Genomic DNA, 12,740 nt, shown 5'->3' on the forward strand with positions numbered 1-12,740 from the left:
ATGTGAAGGCTAAGTATACGATATTTTGACCAATTTTAAAAAAGAAAATGACCGGCACGTGAGACTAAGTCTCTGTGTCGGTCATTTGAATCGCCGCTGCGCTACAGCCCTACGTCACTGCAAAAACGTACGTAAGGAACCCTAACATCCCGAGGATACACATACAGAGAATACCTCTACTTTCCAAAAGAATTCCCATGAGAAATAAAACCAACGGTATGAAGGGGAATAATACCAAAAAGTCTATCTCAGGGATTCCCCTAAGGCCGGAAATTATTCCAACACACGTTAGGAAAACAAGTAGAAAAAGTGCAAAACTTATATCCATTTCTATCCCCACACGCGAATGTGTCGTACCGAGGATGAGATACGCAAAAAACACCGCGATGATGAATAGCGACCCACAAAAGAATGTTGGATTAAATTCTTCTCGGGTCACACTTCCTACCTTTGCTACTTTTATGACCTCCTTCTCCTGAAGCATAGCTGCGTCGGAATACCTTTCTTCTACAGTCAGATGCGTGAGATACCTATTCCATCCCACGCTTTGTTTTTTGCTATCGAGTGGAATTTCGAGTACAGGAGAGAGGAGTGACGTCAGGTCATTAAATTGCTCAACGGTAAGTTTCCCTTTGAGTGCGGGATCAATCCGTACGCCAGCATTTTTGGATAATGAGTTCACAACCTCACTGTCTTTTCTATTCTGTGCTACACCACATTCTTCAACAAATACGTAACCTGCGCACAGTCCAAGAAATAATACAAAAAATATGATCTTCATGGTGCCCTCCTCGGAGCGTTGGTTGAGTTGATGTAAAAGGTCAAACAAACTTTATCGGCCAACACTATACAACATAAATTCACTCATTACAATACCTCAAAAATACTTGTTCTCGTATCCTCTTTGATACTATATACATATCATGCGCGCCACCGACACTCTCAAAACACATTTTCGGATTGATGTTGAACATCACAAAGCGCTTACGAAACTGGGTATCGTAACTGTCGAAAATCTTCTCTATCACCTTCCCCAACGCTATGAGGACATCAGCACTATTCAGTCCGTGGGTGGACTCGAGAAGGGGCAAGATGCTGTGGTGTACGGCAAGGTAGGAGGACTCAAGACGCGCAAAGCATGGAAGAGTCGTGTCCCTATTGCGGAAGGCTGGATAGAAGACGGCTCTGCGCGTATCAAGGTGATGTGGTTTAATCAGCCATACATTGCAAAGATGCTTGTGGATGGGATGTATGTAAAAATGGCGGGCAAAGTGACAGGGAGCGAGGGAAAACTCTACCTCGCCAATCCTGAAATAGAAAAACTAGAATCCCTCCCCATTGACCGACATGACTCTATTTTCAACAACACCGAAAATCTCGATGAAACTATTTATCCTGTCTATCGCGAGACGAAGGGCGTGACCTCCAAGTGGTTTTATCACACGGTACTCAAATGCTTTGAGCAAGGAATTCTTGATACCCTAGAAGACCCTATCCCCGAAGCGATACTCGGTAAATACAACCTTCCCTCACTCCGCACCGCCCTCCAGTGGATGCATACACCCAAAAAAGCCGAGCACGCACAGAGTGCGCGAAAACGCTTTGCCTTTGAAGAGGTCTTTTACATCCAAACCGCAAAAGCACTTTCCCGTATGGAGATTCGTCATGCCGAGGGCTATGCATTCAAGACCGATGCAACGCATATCAAAGCGTTCACCGAGCGATTCCCTTTTGCACTCACGCCCGCGCAAAAAAAGGCCATCACCGATATTTTCAAAGATTGCACGGGCGAGTACCCTATGTCGCGACTGCTTGAGGGTGATGTAGGTAGTGGCAAGACGGCAGTGGCTGCGACTGTGGCATACGCTACCGCAACGTCTCGCCCAAAAGATGCAAACGGCAATGCCCAAGACTTTGGCAATTTGCAGACAGCATATATGGCCCCAACCGAAATTCTCGCAAAGCAACACTTCGAGTCCTTTATCGAATATTTTCACCACCTCCCTATTCAAATCGGTCTTATCACCGGAAGTGGCTGCATGAAGTTCCCCTCAAAGACAGACCCAAAAAAGCCAACGAGTATCTCAAAGGCACAGTTGCTGAAGTGGGTTAAAAACGGCGAAATTCCAATTCTTATCGGTACCCATGCACTCATGTATAAATCAGTGGAGTTTAAACATCTTGCACTTGTCGTCATTGACGAACAGCATCGCTTTGGCACCTCGCAACGCAAAGCACTTGCGAAAAAAGATGTACGTATGCCACACCTCCTCTCTATGACTGCCACCCCCATCCCCCGCACGCTCGCACTCACCATCTATGGCGACCTCGACATCACGCTCCTCGACCAAATGCCGAGTGGGCGGAAAGCCGTCATCACGAAGATGATTACTAAAGACAAATCAAAATCCATGTATGAGCACGTGGCTGCCGAACTCGCCACAGGAAGGCAGGCATACGTCATTTGCCCCCGCATCGACGAACCTGATCCTGACAAAGAAACCGCAATCAATGCAAAGTCAGTTACCGAGGAAGCGAAGCGACTGAAAAAAGATGTCTTTCCCACATATCGTATTGCTGTCCTCCACAGCAAGATGAAACCCGCAGAGAAAGAAAAAATTATGAAGGAATTTTCGGAACACAAAACCGATATCCTCGTGGCAACATCCGTGGTGGAAGTGGGTGTCAATGTCCCAAATGCAACCAACATCATTATCGAGGGCGCCGAGCGCTTTGGCCTTGCCCAACTGCACCAACTTCGAGGGCGCGTCATTCGTGGTACCTACCAGCCGTACTGTTTTCTCGTGAGCGAAAGCAAGAGCGACAAAACCCGTGAGCGCCTCACGGCGCTCACGACCGCCAAAAATGGTTTCGACCTTGCTGAGTACGACCTTGCTTTCCGCGGAAGCGGGCAACTCTATGGCGCAAAGCAGTCGGGCCTCACCGACCTCGGTATGGAAGCAATTAAAAATATCAAGATGGTCGAGGCCGCGCGCACCGAAGCACAAAACCTTGTTGCAAAAGACCCCACACTTGATTCAGTCCCCCTCATTCGCACGCGTGTAGCACACATCAAAGAGACACTTCACATGGAATAACTGTTCTCGAAGCATTTTTCACTATGAAGTGAGACTTATTTCGAAAACAAGGACACAATCTGTGCAGGAGTATCTATTACTCGACACATACGGGCACGCGATTCAGAATACGCTCAACAAGAAAGTGACGTACTTTACTCTGTTCTTCTGCATTATTCAGAATAGTCATATCGAGCACATAGCCGAGTGCAGGAGCGTTCTCCACTGAGGGATATGATTTCTCACCACCAATTTGGACTGCGCCAAGCATTTCATAAAACTTTCGATGTTTCGGATTTACCGTAAAAGTAAGATGTGTGTAATCTTTACTCCGTGCATGAGCCACAACAAGCGAGAGAAGGCTGGTACTCACATCGAGTTGCGTACCCATCTTTTCTTCCTTAAGAAGTTCAGTATCAATCGCAAATTGACAAACCTCAGCAAGGCGAGTCTTTGTGTTACGGAGTAATGTGAGTTCCTCTCTATAGATGAGGTCCATGGGAAGATATCTTTCACTATCACCGACGAGCGAGATGGTGCCCACGGGTGTCTCCCCTACACACGCGAGAAAGGTTACCGACGTGGAACTTCTGAGATACGCACTCACACCACTCTCTCCTTCTTCACTTTTAACATATCCCTCACGAGCGTACACTCGTGAAATGAGCGCGACTGCGCTCTCAATTTCAAAATCACTTTTAGCGAGATGATACGTGACCATGCGTTACAGTGCGTACTTTGCACGCCCCACATACTGCGCGATATCACCCACAGTATTGAGTGTGAGCACATCTTCGTATGATGTCTGCACGGCATACTTTCGTTCAAATGCGAGAAGAAGTTCAAAGAGTTGAATAGAATCCTCTGACAATTCAGCTATTAAATGTGTCTCATCTATAGTATCAACATGGCATTCAAGTGTCTCTGAAATAAGAAACTTCACTTCCAGAATAATATCAGAATACGGTTTCATAAAATGATAGTAGTAATGATATAACCTCCTTCTTTTTGTGTCCAGGCTATTTGTGCAGGTATAATTCTGTCATGTATTATAAGGGTTATATTGTGTTCGTCCGATGGGTCAATATGTACCTCGATGTCCCGTGGATGCATCTGGAGTCCAATGCCAATTGCTTTCAAATATGCTTCTTTAAGGCACCAATAGAGTGTCGCGTAGAAAGAAAAGCTCTCCTTATTTTCTGAGCATCGCGCATACTCTTGATCAACGAGGAACCCTCGGACGGTCTCTTCCTTCCATAATCGCACAGGTTCCATATCGACACCGACACCACGCGCCTTTTCTGCATGGACAGCCAGTGCAATAGCACAACCATTACTATGTGCTATAGAGAGGTGCGGTGGAATAACGTTCTGTGCATTTCTACCTAGCGTACATACGGGTTGTCTCCCGTCACTCCTAATATCGATATCTGCAAGATTGAGTGTTACATCAAATGTTTCTTTAACGCATCGAGCAACAGCAAACTTTGCTACAACACGTCCTATGAGGGAGTCACGATATTTCTCCACATTCTTACGTGAGAGATACGTGCACTCATTTTCAGTAAGAAACTTCTGGTATGCCTCATGGTCTCGTACGTCATACATTGCGAAACTAGCACTATGCAATGGAAGTACCGGCAAAGTCTCTACTAATGTATACATACCATATGTATACCATATTCTAAATGTATAGAAATGCTTGGTATTTTTTGCTATCATGAGACTATATGCGTTCACCTTTCAAGGACTTACAAGAATATTTTCTCAAAAAGTGGTTTTTTTTCATTCAAATTCTTACAATTCCTGCAAATATTATTTTTTCATGTCTACTTCAACTCGTCGTCGAGCGTCCACCTGCTTTTAAGACAACGCATGGTATGCTCATTATCGCAAACCATCAAAGTAAAATTGATCCTTTTCTCATTTCGTATCACATTGGCATAAGAAACATACTTACTACCATTCCTATACGTTATCCCGTTGACCACAAATACATATCAAAACCGTTTATTGGGTTTTGTATACGTCTCCTCGGTGGATACGATATCGGGGGAAATCACATGGAGCGTCTCAAGAAACTTGTATTTACACGCAATCTCTTCCATCGTGGATATACTGTTGTTCTCTTCCCCGAAGGGAAAATTACTCGTGACAGTGATATGGTTGATGAATTCAAACGTGGTGCATCAGCACTCTTCAATGAGAACTACCCTGTAGTTTTTGTGAGACTCACCGGCCTCAATACGAAGCATCGATTCCACTTTTGGAAAAAATCTTGTACCAAACTTTCATACAGCGTACCGCTCGGAAGTGATGTTTCTCGAGAGAAAAAAATTGAAACAATGATAGAATTTTTTTATATTACGGAAAATAACCATAAAGAAAATATATGTCTTCAGTAATAATGAGTATCACGGGTACTATATTCATTGGTCTTATACTCGCCATAAGTATCCGAGCACTGTTTTATGGTTTTCGTGCTGTAGCACTTGGAAAGCGTGCAGTGCCATCATCGCAATCACCAGTGACGCCCCATAAGCGCGTACTTATTCTCGGAGACAGTATTGCAGTCGGTGTGGGTGCGAGTGCGCCAGAAACGTCTCTCGTAGGACGACTCATTCAATCATACCCACACCTTCACATAGACAACCGCGCAAAAAATGCCCTTGGGTTTAATGAGGTCGAACAAGTACTTGCAAACATAACGGATGAGACCTACGACATAGTCATTCTATCGGTTGGTGGTATGGATGTGCTCCGATGTACTCCATTCTCGTCAATAGCAAAACATGTCGCCCGTATACAAGAACATCTACACCGTTTGGGTGTACACCAGACTATTCTCGTTTCAGTCAATAACGTTGGAAATGCTCCCATGTGGGGGTTTCCTCTTAATAGATTTTTTGATAGACGCAGTCGTAACCTTACCGAACATCTTGCGACACTCTCAGTGAAGTACAATATTCTTCATGTACCCCTGTATCGAGAGAAATATACAGATCCTCTCATACAACAACCTAATCTTTTTGCAGAAGACGGCACTCATCCGAATGATCAGGGATATGCTATCTGGTATAATCACATTCAATCCATAATTCACCCGCACATGCACCATGATTGAATCTTTCACACATACACTCACGTATCTTCCCGCAATAACACAAGAAAATTATTTTTTATACGTGATGAATATATTCATCATCCTTTCGGTCCTCCGGGTCCTTATCATGATAGGAAGGCTCATTCTCAATAAACAACTTGGCTTTTCGAGTAAGCCATACAATTCAACCACTCCTCAAGAAAAAAAGATACTCATCCTGGGCGACAGTACCGCTGTCGGCACTGGAGCGAGCGCACCTGAAGACACCATCGCGGGTAGACTCGCTCATGACTTCCCTCATTCGCAGATTGTGAACCTCGCAGAAAATGGCGGGCTCATTTCCGACCTCACCCACCAAATTGCAAAAGTAAAAAATGAGCATTTCGATATGATCATCATCAGTGCTGGTGGAAATGATGTCTGGCATGGCACGTGGACACGCACGGTTGAACGTCACCTCGAGAACGTACTCCTAGAAGCAACTCGTATAAGTGACCACAAAGTTATCTTTCTTGTATACAACACCATCGCCTTAGCTCCTATCTGGCCTTTACTCATTCAATTATTTTTACGTTGGAGAAGCAAAAAGGTATACGGTACAATTTATCAAACCACACATAAGGCTAAAGTGCCCACCATTGACCTCTTCACTACGACAACTGACAACCCGTTTCTAAAGAATTCTCGCGGGCTTTTCGCTCGAGATGGAATTCATCCAAACTCACGCGGATATGCACTCTGGTACCTTCGCATGTGGAACGAAATGGTTAAAAACGGATTCCGTTACTAGCGTTATCGTTGTTTTTTTTCAAGAAGAGGGAACAAAAGTATTTTGAGCCTTTGAATCGGACCTCGATTACCAAATCGAAGTTTGCCTCGTACGTATCTGTCGTGCATAAGATCAAATTGATGGTAGTAGGGGACCGCATGAACCGTTCCCTTATTGAGCAGTATTTTAACAGCATTCACGGTCACTACCCCCGCACATAGATTAACAGCCCCAATAGATGATGGCCCTCGTTTCTCATCGAGATTTGTATTTTTCATGTAGCTCCGCTGAAGCAACTTGGGTATAAGTCCAATGAAAAAACGCACCGTCATATCTTTTTCTGTCATGCCGTCATGTATTGCAAAATACTCGTCAAATGAAGGACTGTTTGGCATGAAAATAAAAAATGCAGTACCAAAACCAATAGGACCTGCTGATATAACAGGAATATTTAATGTATGTGCTTTCATAATACTCATTCTACGCGCATCGATAGCAAAGGCATCGAGTGAGTCAACGAGAAGGTCTGCTTGTGCAAGAAATGTGTCAATATTGTCTACTGTCACTCCCTCTTCAAAAACTTCAATGGTACACTCAGGGTTTATTTTATGTGCTTCTTCTCTCATAACTTCCACTTTGCTTTGTCCGAGGGTATCCATGCGCGCACCGTACTGGCGATTCATATTTTTCTCTTCAAAAATATCAAGGTCTGCAATTTTGAAATGCTCAAATCCTTGACGAACGAGTGATATAAGGTGCACTCCCCCAACACCACCCATTCCGGCGATTGCGATAGTTTTTTTGCGAAGTACTTCTTGCTCTTTTTGGGTCAATAGACCGATGTTACGGGAAAATGCTTCATAATAATTAAATGAGGTATCATGCATATCCTTATATTGTACACGGGTGTCACATCTGTGCAATTGATGTGCCGGGCTTTCTCCCACCTCACTCTGAGTGGGTCTGTCGTACAATCATAGCGGTCTTATACAATTGAATATGATTGATAATTTAATGATATCCTCCATAATGGATGTAGATGTACTTATAACTGTTGTACGCCCCTATCAAAAGCAATGGAGATTCATCAAATTCTCGAAAAGCAACGAGCATATTTTCAGTCCGGCATAACAAAGGATATTAGTTTTCGTGAACACTCTCTTCGTGAACTGAGGCGCTCACTCAGACTCCATGAGGATAAAATCATTGACGCTCTCTATCATGATTTAAAAAAATCTGAATTTGAAGTCGTTCAAGGCGAGCTTTTCCCCGTATTCTCTGAAATTGCATACACATTAAAACATATACGTACATGGTCAAAATCACGTAAAGCGAACCACCCTGCTTTTTTCCCTTTCAGCCGAGGGACTGTTGACGTAGTACCACACGGCACATCACTTATTTTTTCTCCATACAACCACCCCATTAGTACAAGTTTCACTCCGCTGGTGAGTGCTCTCGCAGGAGGTAATTGTGTCATTCTAAAACCATCTGAACTCGTCACACACTCCGCACATGTCATAGAGAGTATTATTAAAGAAGTGTTCTCAGATGAATATGTCGCTGTGGTACAAGGGCCTGCAGAAATCTCTCAAGGTTTACTCACGCTCGACGTCAATCATATTTTTTTTACGGGGAGTAGTGCAGTTGGTAAATCAATTATGCGTACCGCAGCAGATAAGCTTATTCCGGTCACTCTCCAGCTTGGTGGCAAATGCCCAGGCATCATAGATAAAAATGTCCCCATAGAGACTACTGCACGTCGCATTGCATGGGGGAAATATTGGAATGCAGGTCAGTCATGCAACACCGTTGACCACCTGTACGTTCACGCATCAATAAAGAAACGTTTTATTCAAGCGCTCATAACATCTATTGAGGAATTCTATACAACAGATCCACAGCAAAGTCCTGATTACGGCAGAATTGTGAATGAACGTCATGTTGATAGGATTTCTCGGTATCTGAGTGAAGGAACTGTCGTCTATGGCGGAGTGGTTGACCGTAGAGACCACTACATCGCCCCTACTATTATGGATACCATACATACGGACGCCACTGTGCTCCGTGAAGAAATTTTTGGACCTGTTCTTCCTATTTTTGAATTTGAAGATATTGCTGATGTAGTGAAATCTATCAATAGCAAACCAAAGGTCTTGGCAGTATACATATTTTCAAATTGTAAAGAGACAACTCGCTCTGTGATGCGAAATACCGATTCGGGAACCGCCTGTATCAATGACCTCATGATACAATCAACTTCCTCTGATATGCCGATAGGCGGTGTTGGAGAAAGTGGTTTTGGACGACTTCATGGTAAAAATTGTTTTGATGCATTTACCCACACACGAAGTGTTCTCAAAAATGTCGCATTCGACACCCCCCTTAGATTCCCACCATACAATACGAAAATGCTCCTACCCTTCTTGAAAAAATTGTTATAAAAATTCCTGAGTATGACACATACCCTCAAAGAAAAAACTACATCTGCAACAATGCGCGAAAGTGCTCTTTTTGAATTTTATGCATCTCATGTATGGCCTATACATCGGTTATTTGCAAAAAAATATCTAACCCCGCGGTGTACAAAGTGTGCACTTTCTGCACGTGCAATCACTCTCAATGATGCCGGTGTCTGTTCTTTGTGTACGACGAATACTGATGATACGTATGTCATAAAACCAGAAAGGCAAGCAGAACTTGAAGAGGAGCTTCATACTATCTTTTCGCGCTATGCAGGCGCCGGTACGGGCGAGTATGATGCACTTATCATGATAAGTGGTGGGAAGGATAGTACACTCCTCATACACAAACTCCGTACCGAGTACCCATCCCTCCGTGTTCTCACTATCACCATCGATAACAGTTTCATGAGTGCCATTGCTCTTCGAAATGTTGATAAAATCGTTGAGGCTTTTAATACTCCTCACATTCGTTTACGCCCTAATCCAGATATATATAGAACTGCATTCAAATATGCATTTACCCATCTTGGTACATTTGGGTGTGCGCAGACCGTTGATACTGTAGATGGTGAACTTTTCCTCGATTTTGGAAAACATATTGCAGCGACATTTAAGATTCCGCTTCTTGTTACTGGTTTTTCATTTGAACAAGTTACACGATATCTTCATTGGAATTCATTTCATAATACGACATACGACACGACCAAGCGAATGCAAGTTGGTATCTACACACCAGAAGAACTTCTCCCTCCCTCTCATGTTGCTACATGGTGGGATCCATCTCGATATGCATCTGAGCATATCCCACAAATCATATGTCCATTTTATGTCTGGAGAATGAACGAAGTAGTGGTGGAGAAAGAGGTCGCGGCACTCGGACTTCTGGACACAAAGGAGACGAGTCCTCTTGTCACAAACAACCAACTCATTCCTCTTTGTGGTCTCGTTGACATTGCGCATCTTGGCTACTCAAGTTGGGAGCCAGAATTTTCACGTATGGTTCGAGAGGGTAAAACTGATAAAAAGAAGTGGCAAAATATTTTTGAACTTATGGAGTACTCTGCAAAAACAGGAAAATTTATTTCTTCGTCTGTCGATGTTGTGCTTGAGAAGTTGGGACTGACCCGTGCTGATGTTGGTATTCGATAATCATCTTTCTGTATGCACACTATTTTTATTACAGGAGCAACAGGTAATCTTGGCTCCAGAACACTTGTTGAATTTCTTCTCAATACTGATGCAAGATGTGTAGTACTCGTATACGCCCCTAACCTGTCAGACGCTGAAGAACAAATACGAAAGGTGCTCTCTTTCTGGAATGTTGAGTGGGACGTGGTCCACGATAGACTTACGGTACTTTGTGGTGATACTACACAAAAAATGCTTGGCCTAGATTCATCTATATTTGACTCACTTTCCCACACCGTGACACACATCATTCATTGTGCGGCATATTTTAAACTTGATATGAGCCTTGAAGACGCACGACGTTCGATTGTGGAAGCGACAGAAAATGTAGCCATGCTCGGTATTGAAGCAACCAAAAATCAAGTATTTAAACACTTCACATATATTAGTTCTCTCGATGCAGTAGGAATGCAGGAAGGTACCATATATGAAACCTTTTTTGATATATCACAGCTACGTTTTTTAAACACATACCAACAAGCAAAGGCTGAGGCTGAGTCGTACCTTCACTCACTTTTTCTCACCAAACAGTTCCCTATCACTGTCGTACGCCCAAGTATGCTTGTCGGAGATGCTCAAACAGGAAAAATAATCAATCCACAATCTCTCTATCACATTATTCAAGATATGTTTCTTAAGCCGCCCTCGATACTATTACCAGGAAGAAACTTTAGAATAGATCCGATGCCAATAAATTTTCTCGCACACGGCATGCGACACATGTATGATGCACCTGAAACGTGTGGTCGCGTATACCACTTCGTAGCGGGGAGCAATCATAATATAACCATACCAAAATTCATTGATTTGCTTCAAACAATTTATTATGAGCAGCTTGGTATACGAATTAAAAAACCTATATTTATAGCTCCACTACTTCCATACATATTCATGACAATACTCTATACCTTTTTGTGGGGAGAACCAAAAAGAAAAGTTAAGGAACAACGAGATATGATTCGCTATTTCTTCCTTAATGCCAAACCAGACAATGCACAAATGAAAGCTTTTATGGAATCGAGAGGAGTAGAAATTCCAAATATTACAGAGTACCTTCCAACATTATGTGCATATATAATACAAACACAAAAACTTCCTGTATCGCTCTACAAAACCCCAAAAACGTAAAGAATAGCAGTGTATTCATACACACTATTGACATAGTGTGTTACACGATATACCCTAGCAACAGTTTCCACGAAAGGGGGTGATCCGCCGAAAGGCTATCTATCAGCGCAGAAACGCTGATTATTATTCCACTTTTCTCAACCCGGGCCAGCATGCGAGTGCTGGCCCATTTTTATACATTTGTCTTCATATCTTGAGTGCGCTATAGTCTTTGATGTCCACTTCCCGTGCGTAGCTCAGTTGGTAGAGCGATTGTCTTATACACAGTTGGTCCCAGGTTCGAGTCCTGGCGCACGGACAGATTTATCTTTTATCAAAGTTGTTTTTGATGTATTTCAAACCCTGAAGAACATATTCTGAAATAGTGCTGTCATCAACAATGATATTACAAGTTCCATGACCAAATCCTCGATAGGTAATTTTTTTGCTATCCGTTTTTTTTATGTGTGGTTTTTGAAAGTGAGTCTTTTTAAGACCTGTTACTGTTTCCCAAAACCGAGTCTCTATCCCGATATCCATATCTGAATATAAATGCAAACGGACTTTAATTTTTTCTTGTGAAACTGAAATACCTCTAAGCCACTTCAGGTAAAAAATAATCATTTGAGGATCGGTGTTCGAGAGTGAAATACTATATTCTTTTGTCTTACCCCCTTCACCCCAGTACAGAAATAGGCCTGCAAGAAAAATTTCGCGTTTACTCATCTTGTTAATCTCCTTCGCGATACGTGCATAAACTTTTGTGAGTCTTTCTTCTCTTTTTCTCTGCATAGTATTTCTGAACTTTTCAATGCGTGCAGGAGATTTCGCACGAAGTTCATTTATTCGCTCTCTAGAAAGTGGAAATTCTCGAAGCCAATAACTCAATGTACTTTTACTAACCGGTACCTTTGCCCTAATTGCGCTATAACTCAGGCCTTGCATCCTGAGTGTAATTGCCTTCTCTCTTTCTTTATAAAGTGCCATACTATTAAATAGTTCTACTTATAACTGTTTTTCATTGGTTCTAT

Annotated in this window: 13 protein-coding genes and 1 tRNA gene; 8 read left to right on the top strand and 6 right to left on the bottom strand. The window is 42.8% G+C overall.

Annotated elements, in window-relative coordinates; translation table 11 throughout:
- Positions 1-109: 109 nt before the first annotated feature.
- Positions 110-781, bottom strand: a complete 672-nt coding sequence (locus IPH92_03255; GenBank protein QQR64556.1) for a hypothetical protein — start codon at positions 779-781, stop codon at positions 110-112.
- A 142-nt stretch (positions 782-923) separates the two neighbouring features.
- Here IPH92_03255 and recG point away from each other — a divergent pair, with 142 nt between their 5' ends.
- A complete protein-coding gene (gene recG / locus IPH92_03260) occupies positions 924-3,098 on the top strand; it encodes an ATP-dependent DNA helicase RecG (GenBank protein ID QQR64557.1) in 2,175 nt (724 codons plus the stop codon).
- Between the two features lie 76 nt (positions 3,099-3,174).
- Here the strand turns inward: recG and IPH92_03265 are convergent, their stop codons facing one another.
- From IPH92_03265 to IPH92_03275, 3 genes are read right to left on the bottom strand one after another with little or no spacing between them, the layout of a single operon-like run.
- The gene (locus tag IPH92_03265; protein QQR64558.1) at positions 3,175-3,798 is read right to left on the bottom strand and encodes a hypothetical protein; all 624 of its coding nucleotides are present in this window, start codon (positions 3,796-3,798) and stop codon (positions 3,175-3,177) included.
- Between the two features lie 3 nt (positions 3,799-3,801).
- On the bottom strand, positions 3,802-4,050 hold the full coding sequence (locus IPH92_03270) for an acyl carrier protein (GenBank protein QQR64559.1): 249 nt from the start codon (positions 4,048-4,050) through the stop codon (positions 3,802-3,804).
- Positions 4,047-4,742 carry a 4'-phosphopantetheinyl transferase superfamily protein gene (locus IPH92_03275; GenBank protein ID QQR64560.1) on the bottom strand — a complete coding sequence of 232 codons (696 nt, stop codon included), beginning with the start codon at positions 4,740-4,742 and terminating at the stop codon, positions 4,047-4,049. The genes IPH92_03270 and IPH92_03275 overlap by 4 nt, the downstream gene beginning before the upstream one ends.
- Positions 4,743-4,807: 65 nt before the next feature.
- Here IPH92_03275 and IPH92_03280 point away from each other — a divergent pair, with 65 nt between their 5' ends.
- The 3 genes from IPH92_03280 (at position 4,808) to IPH92_03290 (ending at position 6,970) form a co-directional block, all read left to right on the top strand.
- A complete protein-coding gene (locus tag IPH92_03280) occupies positions 4,808-5,482 on the top strand; it encodes a 1-acyl-sn-glycerol-3-phosphate acyltransferase (protein ID QQR64561.1) in 675 nt (224 codons plus the stop codon).
- Positions 5,470-6,201 carry a hypothetical protein gene (locus IPH92_03285; GenBank protein ID QQR64562.1) on the top strand — a complete coding sequence of 244 codons (732 nt, stop codon included), beginning with the start codon at positions 5,470-5,472 and terminating at the stop codon, positions 6,199-6,201. The genes IPH92_03280 and IPH92_03285 overlap by 13 nt, the downstream gene beginning before the upstream one ends.
- A 64-nt stretch (positions 6,202-6,265) precedes the next feature.
- Positions 6,266-6,970: a hypothetical protein gene (locus IPH92_03290; GenBank protein ID QQR64563.1), complete on the top strand. Its 705-nt coding sequence runs from the start codon at positions 6,266-6,268 to the stop codon at positions 6,968-6,970.
- 2 nt (positions 6,971-6,972) lie between these two features.
- Here IPH92_03290 and IPH92_03295 read toward each other — a convergent pair whose 3' ends face one another.
- Positions 6,973-7,836, bottom strand: coding sequence for a ThiF family adenylyltransferase (locus IPH92_03295; protein ID QQR64564.1), 864 nt, complete (start codon positions 7,834-7,836; stop codon positions 6,973-6,975).
- Positions 7,837-8,025: 189 nt separating this feature from the next.
- On the opposite strand from IPH92_03295, the gene IPH92_03300 reads away from it, so the two are divergent.
- The 4 genes from IPH92_03300 (at position 8,026) to IPH92_03315 (ending at position 12,028) form a co-directional block, all read left to right on the top strand.
- Positions 8,026-9,393, top strand: coding sequence for an aldehyde dehydrogenase family protein (locus tag IPH92_03300; GenBank protein ID QQR64565.1), 1,368 nt, complete (start codon positions 8,026-8,028; stop codon positions 9,391-9,393).
- Between the two features lie 12 nt (positions 9,394-9,405).
- Complete coding sequence (locus tag IPH92_03305; protein ID QQR64566.1) at positions 9,406-10,563, top strand: hypothetical protein; 1,158 nt, start codon at positions 9,406-9,408, stop codon at positions 10,561-10,563.
- A 12-nt stretch (positions 10,564-10,575) separates the two neighbouring features.
- Positions 10,576-11,730, top strand: a complete 1,155-nt coding sequence (locus IPH92_03310; protein ID QQR64567.1) for an SDR family oxidoreductase — start codon at positions 10,576-10,578, stop codon at positions 11,728-11,730.
- Positions 11,731-11,955: 225 nt separating this feature from the next.
- A tRNA-Ile gene (locus tag IPH92_03315) sits at positions 11,956-12,028 on the top strand.
- 5 nt (positions 12,029-12,033) lie between these two features.
- Here the strand turns inward: IPH92_03315 and IPH92_03320 are convergent.
- Positions 12,034-12,696, bottom strand: a complete 663-nt coding sequence (locus IPH92_03320) for a hypothetical protein (GenBank protein ID QQR64568.1) — start codon at positions 12,694-12,696, stop codon at positions 12,034-12,036.
- Positions 12,697-12,740: the final 44 nt, after the last annotated feature.

It is taken from the genome of Candidatus Kaiserbacteria bacterium (assembly GCA_016699245.1).
Taxonomy (GTDB): Bacteria; Patescibacteriota; Minisyncoccia; order Phycocordibacterales; family UBA918; genus Damh-18.